This window comes from Paramylibacter kogurei, from assembly GCF_002742285.1.
GTDB lineage: Bacteria > Pseudomonadota > Alphaproteobacteria > Rhodobacterales > Rhodobacteraceae > Amylibacter > Amylibacter kogurei.
This window is the reverse complement of record NZ_MDGM01000012.1, coordinates 93,636-108,830: the sequence shown is the minus strand read 5'-3', so window position 1 is coordinate 108,830 and position 15,195 is coordinate 93,636. Positions and strand designations below refer to the sequence as shown.

Here is a 15,195-nt window from a genome sequence, read left to right as displayed (position 1 = left end):
GAAAGTTCAAACCAAAGAAGGTTTATGAATTCAGATGTGAAATATAAATCAATGGCAACGCGTATATTTGCGTTTTTAACTGTGCTCCTTTTGGGATCACAGGTTTTTGCACTGGAATCCAAGGGTTATTATTCGCATTCACTTTCAGCCAAGCTCATCAGTGCACATGATGGGGTTGCACCCGATCAAACAACGTTATCCGCAGCACTTCACATCACGCTAAAGGATGATTGGAAAACCTATTGGCGTTCCCCTGGCGAAGTGGGTTTGCCCCCTGAAATTGATTGGACAGGTTCAAGCAACCTTAACAATGTTGATTTTCAATGGCCCGCCCCGACACGGTTTAGCGCATTTGGCATTGAAAATTTCGGCTACAAAGATGCCGTTACATTTCCTTTGCACATTCAATTGGCGAACGCGGGAAAACCCGTTGTTTTAGATGCAAAGATCAACTTGCTTGTCTGTTCGGATATTTGCATTCCCGAAACATTTGAATTGAAACTTGATATCCCTAATGGTGTTGGCATTGATGGTTTGTCGGCAAAGCGGATCGCAAAATCAAACGCATTGGTTCCCCCGTTAAATACAAGCGGTGTGATAAAATTGCTTGGCGCTGAAATGAATAGCGATGATCATACGTTTACAGCCAAATTTAAAACAGGTGATCAATTTTTCAACGCCGATGTATTTCCCGAACTTGGACAAACACGGTTTGGAAAACCACAGATTATAACACAAAACGATGCCAAGATTTTATGGGCCCGTTTTCCCGTTTTACAAAATGATGAAACCTCACAAGATTTACGTGTAACCATCGTCGATGGTCAAACGTCCGCCAGTTTTGATGCAACATCTGGCACATTATCCGATGCGCCATTTTCCAATAACACACCCATTCGTGCCAGCATATTTTGGATGATCTTCATCGCATTTCTTGGCGGTGTCATTCTCAATATTATGCCCTGTGTATTGCCCGTTTTGTCAATCAAGATCACCAGCGCGATCAAGGCAAGAAACAACTCGATAACACGTATCAAACAAGGTTTCTGGATGTCGACCTTGGGCGTTTTATCATTCATGTGGTTACTGGCCGCGGCACTGATTATTGCCAAATCCATGGGGCATTCCGTGGGATGGGGTATACAATTCCAAAACCCATATTTTTTAACATTCGTGATTTCATTACTCTTGCTCTTTGCCGCAAATATGATGGGGTTATTTGAATTCGCATTGCCACAATCCATCAACACCGCGCTTGCGGATTCTGAATGCAACGATGGTCTGATTGGCGATTATCTGACGGGAGCGTTTGCAGCATTATTGGCAACACCTTGTTCTGCACCATTTTTGGGTACTGCTGTGGCATTCGCATTATCGGGAACTGGCGTTGATACCATCGCGATATTCACCGCACTTGGCGTTGGATTGGCGCTTCCTTATATTGTTCTGGCACTGCGCCCCAAATGGATTTGTTATCTGCCAAAACCAGGTGCGTGGATGAATAAGCTAAAATTGGTTCTGGGCTTATTGCTTGTCCTAACGGCCCTTTGGCTAGCAGCGGTATTGTTGAAAATTGCAGGGGGTTATGTGGTCATTGCCACGTTGTTGATGGCAATTGTTTCCATCATGGTCTTGGCGCAAAAACACGTGGTTGGGAATTTGCGCAAACTTGTTGCATTGGCGATGGTGGGCATCGCTATTTCTTCGCCCATTGTGCTAGCAAAGTCACCAACAAAACCAAACGCCACGGCATCAAATATCCCATGGCAAAATTTTGATCGTGGGAATATTCCAACTCTGGTTTCACAGGGTAAAACCGTATTTGTCGATGTGACTGCCGATTGGTGCCTGACGTGTAAGGCGAATAAAACATTGGTTATGGAACGTGATGATATCGCTGCAATTCTAGGCACAGATGATGTTGTTCCCATGATTGCCGATTGGACAAAACCAGACGACACCATTGCGCAATTTTTGGCAGCCAACCAACGTTACGGCATCCCTTTCAATATTGTTTATGGCCCCAAGGCACCCAATGGCATTCCTTTGCCAGAGGTTTTGACAACGCAATCTGTGCTGGATGCATTGGAAAACGCAGCGCGTTAATTTTGTGCCAATCCCTGTGCAACGATTTCTTTGCGCGGATCATCATTGCCCAGTTTATCCGCTAATGGTTTCGCTGATTGAAACGCCTCTTTGGCCTTGGCGGTTTCGCCCAACACTTGATACGCGCGCGCCAAACGCAACCAACCATCCAAATCGTTTGGATCTTGTGCCAATCGTTCTGCAAGTCCCGTCACCATAGATTGAATGAAAGCTGCGCGTTCATCCGCATCCATGTCTTGGGCGGCCTGCATATCTGCCGCGCTCGGTCCAGCTGGGCGTTCAGGCAATGTTAATGCCGGGCGATCAATCTGTGCGCCAATATCATTCGCCAACTGGGCGAAACTTTCCATCCAAGGCTGCCAAGTTTGATCCAACGCCACACGATCCGCCAAAATTTGGTATGCGCTTTGTAAATCGGCGCGTTGTTGAAACGCCAATGCTTTGTAATAACTCGGCGCGGGGTTACGCGCGTCCAACTCCAACGCGCGATCCAACTGTGTTTCTGCAAGCGGGGTTATGTTGCCATTTTCCGCAGCAATCAGCGCCTCGCCATATCGTGAAAACACTACGGAATCCGCTCCCTCACGTTCTGCAACAACACGAAACGCCTCGGCGGCATCGTTATACCGCGCCATGCCCATATATGTCTGCCCTAACAACATCCAGCCTTCTGATGGTCCCTCATCCGCATGATTGGTAAGTTTTTCGCGCAAACGCTGGGCCAGGTCATTGATTTCACGCGCCTGTGCCACCTCTTCACTACGTGATGCATAGGGCATAGATTGTGCATCTGGTGAACCTGTAATGGAATACACACCAACACCAACGATTGGTACAAACAACGCAGCGATTATCATAATGATCCGATTTGAAGTGGGGGAAAATGGTCGCTTTTGTACCCCTTTGCCCATCGCCAAAATACGGCGTTGAATTTCCAATCGCGCCACCGCGGCATCTGACTCTGCAATCAAACCGCGTGCCAAATCCCGATCGATTTCCGCCAATTGATCCTTATAAATTTCAAGTGCTGTTTCGCCATGAACAAGTTGTTTGGTTTGTGATGGGCGCAACACGGGATGCAACAATATCCCAAAACAAATCAACGCCAGAATGAACGCAGCACCCCAAATCATGTCGCATCCCCTTCGTTGTTGGAACCAATTAATTCATCCAATTGCGCCTGTTCATCGGCATTCAAACCTGCGTGTGGGTTTTGGGGTTTTCGCATCAGTGCGTAAACCATGCCAATAATGCCACCACCCAAAATCAAAAATGGTGCAAGCCATAACAAATATGTACTGGGTCGCCACGGGGGTTTGAACAACACATAATCGCCATACCGCGCCACCAGAAAATCATAAACCTGATCATCGCTGTCGCCTGCAACCAATCGTTCGCGAATTAACAATCGTAAATCACGTGCAACACCTGCGTTTGATGAATCGATGGGTTCATTTTGGCAAACAACACAACGCACATTCGCTGATATATCACGCGCGCGCGTTTCCAAGATGGGATCGTCCAAAATTTCATCGGGTTCCACGGCAAAACTTGGCAGCGCAATAACAAAGGCAAGGATCAGAACACAGTGCTTAAACATCAAGATTGCCCGATCTGTTCACGTGCGCGGCGCAGCCCTTCGCCAAAATCGCGCAGCGCCGTATCACCAACCAATGGCCCGCGGTAATGGTATAAAATCACGCCATCAGGGCTCACAATAAATGTTTCGGGCACACCAGACACGCCCCATTCAATGCCGACACGTCCTGAAAAATCTGAACCCACAGCGGCATATGGGTTCCCCATTTCGGCCAGCCATTGTTGTGCATCTGTGGGCTTATCTTTGTAATTGATACCATAAAGTTGCACATTTTCACGCGCCGCCAGCTTGATCAAAACACCATGTTCCGCACGACAAGGCACACACCATGATGCAAACACATTCACCAGCTTAATCCCACCCGAAGATAGCTCTGCGGAACCAAATCCGCCAACATCAACACCATCAATTCCAGCAAGCGTAAAATCTGGCACGGATTTCCCCAACAGCGGCGATGGGATTTCATTTGGATTACGATCAGGGTTTAAACCCCAATACAAAAAAGCACCCAAAATCAGCACCAATACCATGGGTAATGTCATCAAAATTCGTTTCATCACATTTACTCCGCTGGAGCGGGAACTGCCCGCGATATTCTTTTCTTTGGCACACCCACGCGCAACCGGCGATCTGACAGCGAAAACAATCCGCCCAACACAATTAACGCTGCGCCAAACCAAATGAAATTCACCAAGGGTTCGTAAATAATGCGCAATGTCCATTTCCCGCGTGCTGATTGTGCGCTTGGCTCCACAATGGATGCGTAAAGATCACCCGCAACGGTTTGGCGAATGGCCGATTCCGTCGTGGTTGATTGTGCCACGGGATATGTGCGCCGCTCTGGGTGTAAAGTGGTGATAAACTGACCATCCTTTGCCACGACGAGCGTGCCAATTTGGGTGATATAGTTTGGACCCATTTCACGTTCCACGCCTTGGAAGCGCACATCAAACCCTGCGATTTTCACATCTGTTCCCGGTTCCACAAATGTAACGACTTCTTCTTTCCACGCACTCGACCCAACAAAGCCAAGAATACAAACTGCAAGCCCTGCATGCGCCAACGTCATGCCATGACTTGCGCGGGGTAAATTACGTGCACGGCGCAAAGATGCACCAAAGGGTTCTTGGAATAGCTTTACCCGTTTGCTCCATTCCATCATCGTGGCCAACAAGAGCCATACCGCCGCACCAATGGATAAAACGCCAAGCGCGGGTCCCTTGGTTGTCCAATACCAAACACCAATCATCGCCAAAATTGATATTCCCGCCACCCATTTTAGCCGAGTCAATACTCCGGGAAGATCGGCACGTTTCCATGGTAAAAACGGCCCCACGCCCATTACGATCACCAATGGCAACATGATGGGAATAAAACTAGCGTTAAAAAATGGGGGGCCAACGGATATTTTTTCGCCCGCGATGGCCTCTAGGAACAATGGATATAATGTGCCAAACAACACTGTTGCCGTCGCCGTCGCCAACAACAGATTATTAATCATCAACCCCGTTTCGCGACTGATCGTTCCAAAAATTCCACCCGGTTCCATCGCGCCTGCACGTGCTGCGAACAATGTTAGTGATCCGCCAATGGACACGCCCAAAAGCGCGAGGATATAAACCCCACGTTCGGGATCAACAGCAAAAGCATGAACAGATGTTAACAAGCCAGAGCGCACAATAAATGTGCCAAGCAGAGACAATGAAAACGTTAAAATCGCCAATAATATCGTCCAGCTTTTGAACGTATCGCGTTTTTCGGTCACGATTGCAGAATGCAACAATGCCGTTCCCAACAACCAAGGCATAAAGGAAACATTTTCCACAGGATCCCAAAACCACCAGCCGCCCCAGCCAAGCTCGTAATAAGCCCACCAAGATCCAAGCGTGATCCCCGCGGTCAGGCTCACCCATGCGGCCAATGTCCATGGCCGCACCCAACGCGCCCATGCAGGATCAACACGCCCTTCGATCAATGCCGCTACAGCGAATGAAAACACAATCGAAAACCCAACATAGCCGATGTATAACAATGGCGGATGGATCGCCAATCCGACATCTTGCAATAACGGGTTCAAATCATTGCCATCAAGCGGCACTGGGAATACCCGCAAAAACGGGTTTGATGTGAACAACAGGAATGATAAAAATCCAACCGTGATCCACGCCTGAACCGATAATGTTCGTGCCTTTAACGACAATGGAATATTGCTGCCAAACACGGCCACGGCCGCGCCAAACACAGCCAAGATAAATACCCAGAGCAACAATGAACCTTCGTGGCTCCCCCATGTTCCGGCCATTTTAAACAGCATGGGTTTTAACGAATGTGAATTTTCCACAACGTTTAATACGGAAAAATCGCTTACCATGAATGAACGCATCAACGCACCAAAGGCAATCGCGATCAACACCGCTTGTAATATCGCTGTTGTGCGTGCGGTTTGCATCCACTGCACATTGCCCCGCCCTGCGCCAAGAATGGGCAGCACGCTTTGCACACATGCAATCGCCAAGGCCAAAGTTAATGCCAGATGTCCAAATTCAGGGATCATAGGGTTTGCTCCAATTTCGGCCCTCTTTTCCCCTTTTTCACCCAGCGGGGTCAAGTAACGCTTATGTGGCATAATGCCTAAACGTCAAATCTGTGCTTCTTTGTTTGCCTCCCCTCGAAATGCGGTTTAAAACCAATCAAAACAACAAGGACTTACCCCATGAAAATTGGTAATCGCGAAATTTCTCCAAACCATCCGCCGCTTGTAATTGCCGAAATTGGCATTAACCACGGCGGTGATCTGGAGGTTGCCAAAAACATGGTGCGTTTGGCGCATGAATCTGGCTGTGAAATGATCAAACACCAGACCCATATCGTCGAAGATGAAATGACAGAAGAAGCGAAACAAATCTTTCCGCCCAATGCGGACGTGTCGATATGGGAGGTCATGGAACAATGCGCCCTGTCACGCGAAGATGAAAAAGCATTAAAAGAATACGCCGAATCCTTGGGGATGATATTCATTTCCACCCCATTTTCCCGCGCCGCCGCCGATTTTTTAGAAAGTCTGGACGTGCCCGCATATAAAATCGGTTCGGGCGAGGCAGACAACCTGCCCCTGATCCGACATATCGCGAGTTTTGGGAAACCTGTGATTATGTCAACGGGCATGCAAACCATCGACACTGTTCGCGCATCGGTTGAAATTTTGGATAATGCAGGCATTGAATATGCGCTGTTGGAATGTACCAACCTGTATCCATCGCCCCCTGAAATTGTGTCACTCCAAGGTGTCACTGATTTGCAAAAAGCATTTCCAAATGCGGTTGTTGGATTTTCCGACCATTCCATTGGGCCAGAAATGGCGCTGTCATCTGTGGCTTTGGGTGCATGTATTTTGGAACGCCACTTTACCGATACGATGGAACGCGTTGGTCCCGATATCGTCTGTTCAATGGACCCTGCGGAATTGGCATTAATCATTGAAAAATCACGCCACATTCACACAGCTTTGCACAACAAAAAGGAACGCACAGGTCCCGAAGAGGATGTGTATCGTTTTGCACGCGGATCACTTGTCGCCGACAAAGATTTACCCGCTGGCACCGTGATTGGCGAATCTGATATTTGGGCGCGCCGCCCCGGCAGTGGTGAAATCGCGGGCTTTGAATTTGACGCGGTACTTGGGCGCAAATTAAATGTTGCGGTCAAACGTAATCAGCAACTTAAATGGTCTGATTTTGAAGATGCCTAATTCCCAGAAACATCTGGTTTTCGTCACGGGCACACGCGCGGATTTTGGCAAAATGGAACCGCTGGCCATTGCTGCGCGCGATGCAGGATATCGCGTTACGTTTTTCGTCACAGGCATGCATATGATGCAACGATATGGCCTGACCAAGATCGAGGTACAGCGTGTGACGGGTGTTGAAATCGCAGAATTCATAAACCAACGCGAAGGCGACCCACAGGATTTGATCCTGTCAAAAACCGTGCTGGGATTTTCCGATTTTATCCGTGAAAGCCAACCCGATCTGGTGGTTATCCACGGTGATCGCGTCGAAGCATTGGCCTGTTCCTTGGTCTGTGCCACAAACTATGTGCGCTGTGCACATATCGAGGGCGGCGAAGTATCCGGCACCATCGATGAAATTTTCCGCCATTGTAATTCCAAATTGGCGGCCGCGCATTTTGTCAGTTCTGAAAATGCAAAATCACGCGTCATGGCCTTGGGAGAGGCACCCGAAACCATTTACACCATCGGATCACCCGAATTGGATGCGCACGGCGCTCCAACGGGGATAAGCCTTGAACAGGTGAAAACCCGCTATGAAATCCCATTTGATGACTATGGTATCGTTACCTTTCATCCTGTGACATCCGAAACCAAAACCATGGGACAACAGGCGCGTGATTTGTTTTCAGCCTTGGATCAAAGCGGAAAAAATTTCGTTGTAATCTTGCCCAATAATGATCCCGGCTCGGCAGAGATTTTTGACGCCATCGCCAAATTACCGGCGGATCGTTTCCGCCAAATTCCATCCATGCGTTTCTTGTATTTTTCCGAGCTGTTGCGCAATGCAAAGGCGCTGATCGGCAACAGCTCCGCAGGGGTGCGTGAAGCACCATTTTTAGGTGTGCCGAGCCTTGATGTTGGCACGCGCCAAACAAATCGTTCTAACGCACCATCCATCACCCAAACAGCGGCCAATGACCGCGATAAAATCGCTGCGTTTTTCGCCACATCTTGGGGGCAAAAATTTGATGCCGACACTGGTTTTGGTGGCGGCGATACCGCCAAACGATTTGTTGATGTGTTGAACGATGACACGTTCTGGGATCGCAGCTTGCAAAAAACCTTTGTTGACTAGCGCGGCATGACAAAACATTCGCCCTTTCCCAGCTTGCGCATGCGTGTGGCCCTTTTGTGTTACACCGTTTTGTGGGTCGTGTTATTTCCACTGATCTTGTTTTATCTTTGGTGGCGCGGGCGCAAAGATCCCGCATATCGCGCCCACATTCCTGAACGGTTTGGGTTTTATCCGAAGGTTAAAAAAAATAGCGTTTGGATTCACGCCGTATCGCTTGGTGAAATGCGATCTGCTGCGCCATTGGTACAGGAATTGCTGGATCGGGGCGAAACCATCGTCACAACACATTTTACACCTGCTGGGCGCAAATCTGCCCATAATCTGTTCCCCGATGCTATTGGCGCGGGTAAACTTGTGCCCGTTTACGTGCCATTTGAATTTCACTGGTGTTACCGTCGTTTTTTCAATGCATTCGCCCCAAAATACGGGTTGGTCATGGAAATCGAAATTTGGCCACGCATGATTGCCAGCACTGCGCGTTGTCGCGTGCCATTGTTCATGTGTAACGCCCAATATCCTGAACGCAGCTTTAATCGTGACCGCGATAAAACCAGCCTGCGTGGTGAATTGACCCGTGGTTTTGCGGGTTTGTTTGTGAAATCGCAGTCACAGGTCGATCGTTTTGAACATATGGGGGCAAGCAATATCGCAATCACGGGTGAATTGCGGTTTGAACAACCCATTGGTGAACATTTGCTCAGTGCGGCACGGGCGATAAACTTTTCACCGCGCCCTGTCATCACGCTTGCCAGTGTTGTTGAAAACGAAGACGAAAGTTATCTGCACGTCATCAAAACCGTTCAACGCCACGCCGATGCAATCAACGCCCCACGCCCATTGTTTATTTATGTGCCCCGCGCACCAGAACGTTTTGCCAGCACGGGTGATTGGCTCACCACACAAGGTCAGACCGTGCAACGCCGTGGTCAGGTTTTATCCCCAGATTTGGAAACGACAACCCCGATCAATTCCGATATCTTGCTCGGCGATTCCATGGGTGAAATGTATTTTTATCTTGAGCTCGCCAACGCGGTTATCGTTGGTGGTGGGTTCCATCCCAAGGGTGCGCATAACGTGATCGAACCCCTTGCGTTGAAAAAACCCGTTTATGTCGGCCCTGAAATTTGGACAATCGAATATCCCGCACATGATGCGATTGCGGCAGGGGTGCTTGCCCATTGCACCGATACTGATGATATGGCTGCACGCTTGATCAATCAGATTTATTCAAACACAGGGAACGCTCAATTCTCTGCCCTTGCAGAGCAGTTCAACATTGATCATTCTGGTGCAACACAACGCACATTGGCGGCATTGCCAGAATTGTTGAAAAATGCAGGATACACGGATCGGAATCCATTATGAGTTTTCTTGTGATCGGGACAGGCGCCATTGGAAAACGCCATGCAAATAACCTGTCGCACCTTGGCGAAGATGTTGTCAGCATTTCAATGCAATCAGATGGAATTGATGGATTAAAACGGCGCCTAAAATCAGAAAAGTTTGAGGCCGCAATCCTGTGCACCGCCACACAAATTCGCACAGAAATCACTGAAATTTTGGCCGCGCACAAACTGCCAATCTATATTGAAAAACCCGTTGCCTATCGTCGGACGGATATGGACTTGATTATGAAACAGCTCGGCCCGCTTGCGGATCGCAGTTTTGCTGGGTTTATGATGCGCTATCATCCCGCCGTGCGATTTTTGGCAACAGCGGAATTGGACACATATCGGTTTAGTTTTGACATTGGGCATGATGTTCATCAATGGCGCGAAAATTGGAATTTTGCCGACAGCTACGCCGCCAGCCCCGATGGTGGGGGCGTGTTGCTTGATCTGTGCCATGAATTGGACATGGCCCATACAATCATGGGTGCGCTCACCCTTGATACCGCGAGCTGTCTGTCTCATCCCGATCACACAGGCGTGGATTTTTCCACGCGTATTGCGCTTCATAATAATAATACGCACGGCACGGTCTGTATGGATTATCTTAGCCCCATCAGCACGCGAAAGCTTGTCCTGTGGGGGCAATCACAAAAAATCACGTTTGATCTTGCCAATAACAACTATCAAATTGAAACTGATGATGGTGTGAAAAACCTTGATCTGACCATTGATCGCCAAGTCATGTTTCAAAATACGATGGCGGATTTCATTCGCCTTGTGCGTGGGGACGTTTTGGAAAACCCGATTGCACCAATCCTATCCAATGAAATGCCAACCTGCCATTTGATTTGCGCGGCTTATGAACAGCGCAAGTTCACTGGTAACATAAGGAGCAAAACATGATACTTGGCCATATTGGCGTGCGCGCAGGTTCCAAGGGGCTACCTGGAAAAAACATGAAACTGCTACTTGGCAAACCGTTGTTGCAATGGAGCCTTGATCAATTGTTGGAACATCCTTTGATTGATGCCGTTGTGGTATCCACCGACGGTGCGGATATGTTGAAATTCGCCACTGATCGCGGCGCTATTGATATCGGCCTGCGCCCCGATGAATTGGCCAATGACACCGCATCAAAATGGGATGTCTGGCGTCACGCATTGAGCGCAGTAGAAGAGGTTACAGGTAAATCCGTATCCGTATTTGTTGACGTGGACGCAACCGCACCTCTGCGCCAAAGCGTCGATATCACAAAGGCCATTGAATTGTTTCAGGCGGAAAAACCCGACATGGTGATGACCTGTGCCATTGCTGATCGAAACCCCTATTTCAATCTGATGGAGGCGGACGAAACAGGCGCACTTCACGTGTCAAAACCATTGCCTGGGAATGTCGTTGCACGCCAACAAGCGCCGGTTGTCTACGAACACGCAGCGTCCACCTATGTGCTTGATCCGGCATATCTGCGCCGTGGTACGTTCCTGTATGACGGGCGTGTGATCCCATGTGTTGTGCCTTCTGATCGTGCCCATGATATCGATGCAATCGAAGATTTCGAATATGCAGAATGGCGCCTGTCGCGCCAAATGAGCGAAAGTAAAAAATAATGAACAGCTTATCTGGAAAAACCATATTTCTCACAGGCTCTGGCGGTGTTCTTGGCACCACATATGTGCGCCGCATGTTGGACGCAGGCGCCAAAGTTGTCGCATCCGAGCTTAAAGGTGCGCGATACGATGGACTTCACGACACATTCGGTAAAAATGAAAACTTTGCGCTTTATGAAATGGATGTTTCGGACGAAGACGCCGTAACAGAAACCTTTAATCGCTTTTTGGGCGATGGGCATAAACCCAATGTGTTTTTCAACAATGCGTCCATTACGGGTGAAATGTTGATGAAAGATGGCGCTGAATTTCCCGATTTCGCCAATACCACGCTTGCCTCTTGGAACAAAACGCTTGATGTGAACCTCACGGGGCCATTCCTTGTTGCGCGTGAAATTGATCGCCAGATAATCGGCAAATGGGATCTGAAATTGATCAATATCGCATCGATGTATGCGCTGCGTGCGCCCCATCACGATATTTACGATGGCATGCCGTTTAAAAATTTTTCCGCCTATCAGGCCACCAAAGCAGGTGTTCACGGCATCACGCTTTGGCTTGCAAGCTATTGGCGCAAAAAGGCAACCGTAAACACGCTCGCACCCGGTGCCGTATTCAACGGCCATTCTGAGGAATTTCAAAAACGCGTGTCATCCCTGATCATGCAGGACCGCATGGCACAGCCAGACGAAATCGCCGACGTGGCACTTTTCCTTAGCTCAAATGCCGCCAATCACATGACGGGTCAGTTCATCAATGTCGATGGTGGTTACAACGCGTGGTAAAAACACCTAGATAAAACGCGGCGCATCCAATGCGGATACGCCCCTATTCCATTTTGTCTAAATATCCAAAAACCCGCGCGATCAACACGCGCGGATTTATGCATCTGATGTGGACATGTCCCAACCAAGTGCACGTGCAACGGTGAAAATATCCTTGTCACCACGACCACACATATTCATCACCAGCAAATGATCGGATGGTAAATCGCCCGCGATCTTGGCCACATGCGCCAATGCGTGGCTTGGTTCAAGTGCGGGAATGATACCTTCGGTACGACAGGATAACTGAAATGCGTCCAATGCCTCTGTGTCAGTCACTGAAACATATTCCGCGCGGCCAATGTCATGTAACCATGAATGCTCTGGCCCGATGCCGGGGTAATCAAGCCCCGCAGAAATCGAATGCCCCTCAAGGATCTGCCCATCGTCATCTTGCAACAAATAGGTGCGGTTGCCATGCAACACGCCCGGGCGACCACCCGTAAGCGATGCGCAATGTTCCATCCTGTCATTCACGCCCTTACCGCCAGCCTCGACCCCGATAATGCGCACGGATTTATCATCCAAGAACGGATAAAACAGACCCATCGCATTTGATCCACCACCGATGCAGGCCACCACAGAATCGGGCAAACGGCCTTCGGCCTCCATGATTTGGGTTTTGACTTCTTTGCCGATGATGCTTTGGAAATCGCGAACCATGGCGGGGTATGGGTGCGGACCTGCGACCGTTCCGATGCAATAAAATGTTTCATCAACATATGTGACCCAGTCACGCATCGCATCATTCATCGCATCCTTCAATGTGCCACGACCAGATGTCACGGGCACAACTTCGGCACCCAGCAATTTCATGCGAAACACATTGGGGGCTTGGCGTTCAACGTCATGCGCACCCATATAAACCACACATTTCAAACCAAATTTCGCACAAACTGTCGCCGTGGCAACGCCGTGTTGTCCCGCGCCCGTTTCGGCAATAATGCGTGTTTTACCCATGCGTCGCGCTAACAGAATTTGCCCCAAAACATTGTTAATTTTATGCGCACCCGTATGGTTCAATTCATCGCGTTTGAGATAAATTTTCGCGCCACCAAATTCTTGGGTCAAACGATCCGCGTAATACAGCGGCGATGGGCGGCCAACGTAATGTTTCCACAGATCATCCATTTCCGCCCAGAATGTTGGATCGGTCTTAGCCTTTTCATATTCGGCCTCTAGATCCAAAATCAATGGCATCAGGGTTTCGGATACAAACCGCCCGCCAAAATCACCAAACCGCCCCTGTTCATCTGGGCCATTCATCAGCGAATTAAACATATCAGTGGCCATTTTTGCCTCCCGCAGCGCGGATAAATTCCGCGATCATTTTTTCATCTTTGATGCCTGGCGTGGTTTCAACACCGGATGAAACATCCACCTGTTGCGCCCCTGTCAGACGGATTGCTTCTGCCACATTATCGGGGCGAAGACCACCCGCTAACATCCACGGAACCGCCCAACGCCGCCCTGCAATCAGACGCCAGTCAAACGCCAATCCATTCCCCCCTGGCAGGTCTGCGTTTTTAGGGGGCTTGGCATCAATCAACAATTGATCCACCACCTGTGCGTAATCGGCAATTGCGGGCAAATCATCGGCATCGGCGATGCCAACGGCCTTCATGATGGGCAATCCGTAACGCGTACGCAGATCCGCCACGCGATCGGGTGTTTCGCTACCGTGCAATTGCAACATATCAATGGGAACGGATTCAAGCATTTCATCCAAAAACGCATCATCCGCATTTACCGTCAATGCAACCTTGCAAATGCCAACGGGTACAGTTTGCGCCAATGTTCTGGCCTGTTCCACCAACACATGGCGCGGGGATTTTGTAAAAAACACAAATCCGACATAGGCCGCACCCGCCGTCACCGCAGCATTCAGCGTTTCCACATTGGACAAACCACAGATTTTCACGCGCATGACCGCACCCATAAATAAATTGTTCGATTGTCCCTAACAGGGAAACATATCAAGCAAAAGCCTGATACCGCGCAAGCGTGGCTTATTTCAACAACGCCAATACGTCGTCTTTTTCTTCGCCTGCTTTCGCTTTGAGCTTTTCGACTTCGCGCTCTAACCCGCGCACTTGCTTGGCTTTGGCACCCAACTCGCGGCGTTGTTTATATTCGCGCATCCATTCCCAAATAAAACCGATCATTAACCCGATCAGCACACCCAAAAGGATAACCAAAAACAATGGCAATGTGATGGATTCAGAAATGCCAAACGCCCCAGACAATTCATGGGGTAATACATTCAGCGTCACCATTTGACGGTTCGCCAAGGCCAACAGGATCAGGCACAGCCCGATGACAAAAAAGAATGCATAACGGATATAGCGCATGATACGGCCCCTTTGATCAGCAAAGTCTTACACAAGATGTAATCTTGTATCAGCCGCCGTTCAAGCGATCGCGCAAAAGTTTTCCGGTTTTGAAAAACGGCACATATTTTTCTTCGACCTGCACGGATTCACCGGTGCGCGGATTGCGCCCGATACGTGCTTCGCGTTTTTTAACAGAAAACGATCCAAAACCGCGCAGTTCAACACGATCCCCATTGGCCATCGCATCAATAATTTCGTCGAAAATCGTCGCAACGATCAGTTCAACATCTCTTTGATAAAGATGCGGATTTTCGGCCGCTATCTTATCCACCAGTTCCGAACGGATCATCGCCAGCATTCTCCCCAAATCTTTTATGTCTCTATCACCGAGCAGCCGGTGCGGACTCTTCCAAATAATACAGACTTTGCGCGTTTCGCAAAGAAGTCGTTTCGATTATTCTCGTAAATG

At 49.0% G+C, this 15,195-nt stretch carries 15 protein-coding genes; 7 read left to right on the top strand and 8 right to left on the bottom strand.

All coding sequences use genetic code 11. The features are described from left to right. Positions 1-24: 24 nt before the first annotated feature. A complete protein-coding gene (locus BFP76_RS05985) occupies positions 25-2,106 on the top strand; it encodes a protein-disulfide reductase DsbD family protein (RefSeq protein WP_165775670.1) in 2,082 nt (693 codons plus the stop codon). On the opposite strand, the gene ccmI is transcribed toward BFP76_RS05985, so the two are convergent. From ccmI to BFP76_RS05965, 4 genes are read right to left on the bottom strand one after another with little or no spacing between them, the layout of a single operon-like run. After that, positions 2,103-3,239 carry a c-type cytochrome biogenesis protein CcmI gene (ccmI, locus tag BFP76_RS05980; protein ID WP_099592274.1) on the bottom strand — a complete coding sequence of 379 codons (1,137 nt, stop codon included), beginning with the start codon at positions 3,237-3,239 and terminating at the stop codon, positions 2,103-2,105. The genes BFP76_RS05985 and ccmI overlap by 4 nt on opposite strands. Next, the gene (locus BFP76_RS05975) at positions 3,236-3,706 is read right to left on the bottom strand and encodes a cytochrome c-type biogenesis protein (RefSeq protein ID WP_099592273.1); all 471 of its coding nucleotides are present in this window, start codon (positions 3,704-3,706) and stop codon (positions 3,236-3,238) included. Before BFP76_RS05975 ends, ccmI begins: the two co-directional genes overlap by 4 nt. Further along, entirely contained in the window at positions 3,706-4,263 is a 558-nt protein-coding gene (locus tag BFP76_RS05970; protein ID WP_099592272.1) for a DsbE family thiol:disulfide interchange protein, read from the bottom strand. The genes BFP76_RS05975 and BFP76_RS05970 overlap by 1 nt, the downstream gene beginning before the upstream one ends. A 5-nt stretch (positions 4,264-4,268) precedes the next feature. Further along, positions 4,269-6,260, bottom strand: a complete 1,992-nt coding sequence (locus BFP76_RS05965) for a heme lyase CcmF/NrfE family subunit (RefSeq protein ID WP_099592271.1) — start codon at positions 6,258-6,260, stop codon at positions 4,269-4,271. 159 nt (positions 6,261-6,419) lie between these two features. Between BFP76_RS05965 and BFP76_RS05960 the strand changes: the two genes are divergently transcribed. The 6 genes from BFP76_RS05960 to BFP76_RS05935 are packed head-to-tail and all read left to right on the top strand — an operon-like array spanning position 6,420 to position 12,354. Continuing rightward, complete coding sequence (locus BFP76_RS05960) at positions 6,420-7,454, top strand: N-acetylneuraminate synthase family protein (protein ID WP_099592270.1); 1,035 nt, start codon at positions 6,420-6,422, stop codon at positions 7,452-7,454. Then, positions 7,447-8,571, top strand: a complete 1,125-nt coding sequence (gene neuC / locus BFP76_RS05955; protein WP_099592269.1) for a UDP-N-acetylglucosamine 2-epimerase — start codon at positions 7,447-7,449, stop codon at positions 8,569-8,571. Before BFP76_RS05960 ends, neuC begins: the two co-directional genes overlap by 8 nt. A gap of 6 nt (positions 8,572-8,577) precedes the next feature. After that, positions 8,578-9,936 (top strand): 3-deoxy-D-manno-octulosonic acid transferase, encoded by a 1,359-nt coding sequence (locus BFP76_RS05950; protein ID WP_099592268.1) that lies wholly within the window; start codon positions 8,578-8,580, stop codon positions 9,934-9,936. Further along, a complete protein-coding gene (locus BFP76_RS05945) occupies positions 9,933-10,865 on the top strand; it encodes a Gfo/Idh/MocA family protein (RefSeq protein ID WP_099592267.1) in 933 nt (310 codons plus the stop codon). The genes BFP76_RS05950 and BFP76_RS05945 overlap by 4 nt, the downstream gene beginning before the upstream one ends. After that, positions 10,862-11,569 (top strand): acylneuraminate cytidylyltransferase family protein, encoded by a 708-nt coding sequence (locus tag BFP76_RS05940; protein ID WP_099592266.1) that lies wholly within the window; start codon positions 10,862-10,864, stop codon positions 11,567-11,569. The genes BFP76_RS05945 and BFP76_RS05940 overlap by 4 nt, the downstream gene beginning before the upstream one ends. Continuing rightward, on the top strand, positions 11,569-12,354 hold the full coding sequence (locus tag BFP76_RS05935) for an SDR family NAD(P)-dependent oxidoreductase (protein ID WP_099592265.1): 786 nt from the start codon (positions 11,569-11,571) through the stop codon (positions 12,352-12,354). The genes BFP76_RS05940 and BFP76_RS05935 overlap by 1 nt, the downstream gene beginning before the upstream one ends. Before the next feature lie 96 nt (positions 12,355-12,450). On the opposite strand, the gene trpB is transcribed toward BFP76_RS05935, so the two are convergent. From trpB to ihfB, 4 genes are all read right to left on the bottom strand, one after another. Continuing rightward, the gene (gene trpB, locus BFP76_RS05930; protein WP_099592264.1) at positions 12,451-13,686 is read right to left on the bottom strand and encodes a tryptophan synthase subunit beta; all 1,236 of its coding nucleotides are present in this window, start codon (positions 13,684-13,686) and stop codon (positions 12,451-12,453) included. Then, entirely contained in the window at positions 13,676-14,320 is a 645-nt protein-coding gene (locus BFP76_RS05925) for a phosphoribosylanthranilate isomerase (RefSeq protein ID WP_420818658.1), read from the bottom strand. Before BFP76_RS05925 ends, trpB begins: the two co-directional genes overlap by 11 nt. An 82-nt stretch (positions 14,321-14,402) precedes the next feature. Continuing rightward, positions 14,403-14,744, bottom strand: a complete 342-nt coding sequence (locus BFP76_RS05920; protein WP_205661380.1) for a LapA family protein — start codon at positions 14,742-14,744, stop codon at positions 14,403-14,405. A gap of 49 nt (positions 14,745-14,793) precedes the next feature. Continuing rightward, entirely contained in the window at positions 14,794-15,075 is a 282-nt protein-coding gene (gene ihfB, locus BFP76_RS05915; protein ID WP_099593913.1) for an integration host factor subunit beta, read from the bottom strand. Between the last annotated feature and the right edge of the window lie 120 nt (positions 15,076-15,195).

Bases quoted from the DNA above. Each gene is read 5' to 3' on its own strand.
- BFP76_RS05975 (WP_099592273.1), bottom strand. From the start codon at position 3,706: ATGTTTAAGCACTGTGTTCTGATCCTTGCCTTTGTTATTGCGCTGCCA.
- BFP76_RS05925 (WP_420818658.1), bottom strand. From the start codon at position 14,320: ATGCGCGTGAAAATCTGTGGTTTGTCCAATGTGGAAACGCTGAATGCT.
- BFP76_RS05965 (WP_099592271.1), bottom strand. From the start codon at position 6,260: ATGATCCCTGAATTTGGACATCTGGCATTAACTTTGGCCTTGGCGATT.
- ihfB (WP_099593913.1), bottom strand. From the start codon at position 15,075: ATGATCCGTTCGGAACTGGTGGATAAGATAGCGGCCGAAAATCCGCAT.
- ccmI (WP_099592274.1), bottom strand. From the start codon at position 3,239: ATGATTTGGGGTGCTGCGTTCATTCTGGCGTTGATTTGTTTTGGGATA.
- BFP76_RS05920 (WP_205661380.1), bottom strand. From the start codon at position 14,744: ATGCGCTATATCCGTTATGCATTCTTTTTTGTCATCGGGCTGTGCCTG.
- BFP76_RS05950 (WP_099592268.1), top strand. From the start codon at position 8,578: ATGACAAAACATTCGCCCTTTCCCAGCTTGCGCATGCGTGTGGCCCTT.
- neuC (WP_099592269.1), top strand. From the start codon at position 7,447: ATGCCTAATTCCCAGAAACATCTGGTTTTCGTCACGGGCACACGCGCG.
- BFP76_RS05960 (WP_099592270.1), top strand. From the start codon at position 6,420: ATGAAAATTGGTAATCGCGAAATTTCTCCAAACCATCCGCCGCTTGTA.
- BFP76_RS05945 (WP_099592267.1), top strand. From the start codon at position 9,933: ATGAGTTTTCTTGTGATCGGGACAGGCGCCATTGGAAAACGCCATGCA.
- BFP76_RS05935 (WP_099592265.1), top strand. From the start codon at position 11,569: ATGAACAGCTTATCTGGAAAAACCATATTTCTCACAGGCTCTGGCGGT.
- BFP76_RS05970 (WP_099592272.1), bottom strand. From the start codon at position 4,263: ATGAAACGAATTTTGATGACATTACCCATGGTATTGGTGCTGATTTTG.
- BFP76_RS05985 (WP_165775670.1), top strand. From the start codon at position 25: ATGAATTCAGATGTGAAATATAAATCAATGGCAACGCGTATATTTGCG.
- trpB (WP_099592264.1), bottom strand. From the start codon at position 13,686: ATGGCCACTGATATGTTTAATTCGCTGATGAATGGCCCAGATGAACAG.
- BFP76_RS05940 (WP_099592266.1), top strand. From the start codon at position 10,862: ATGATACTTGGCCATATTGGCGTGCGCGCAGGTTCCAAGGGGCTACCT.